This window comes from Staphylococcus pasteuri, assembly GCF_030547725.1.
GTDB classification, from domain to species: domain Bacteria; phylum Bacillota; class Bacilli; order Staphylococcales; family Staphylococcaceae; genus Staphylococcus; species Staphylococcus pasteuri.
Map to the genome: position 1 here is coordinate 1 of NZ_JAUOQO010001133.1, position 229 is coordinate 229.

Annotated in this window: 1 protein-coding gene; it reads right to left on the minus strand. The window is 57.2% G+C overall.

Annotation, left to right across the window (positions count from 1 at the left end):
- Positions 1-229: efflux RND transporter permease subunit (locus tag Q4528_RS16655; RefSeq protein WP_303522919.1), on the minus strand; the 229-nt coding region annotated here is incomplete at both ends.

Genomic DNA, 229 nt, shown 5'->3' on the forward strand with positions numbered 1-229 from the left:
GAATATCCGAGATCAGATCACCAAACCGCCCGCCAATGGCCGTCAGGCCGAAAAAGGCAATCACGGTTGTCAGCGTAGAGGCAAAGACGGGCAAGGCCATGCGCCGGGCAGCGTTTTCTGCTGCCTGCACAGGGTTTTCGCCCAATCGCCGATACCGGAAATCAGCATGTTCGCCGACCACGATGGCATCATCCACCACGATCCCCAAGGTGATGATCAGAGCAAACAG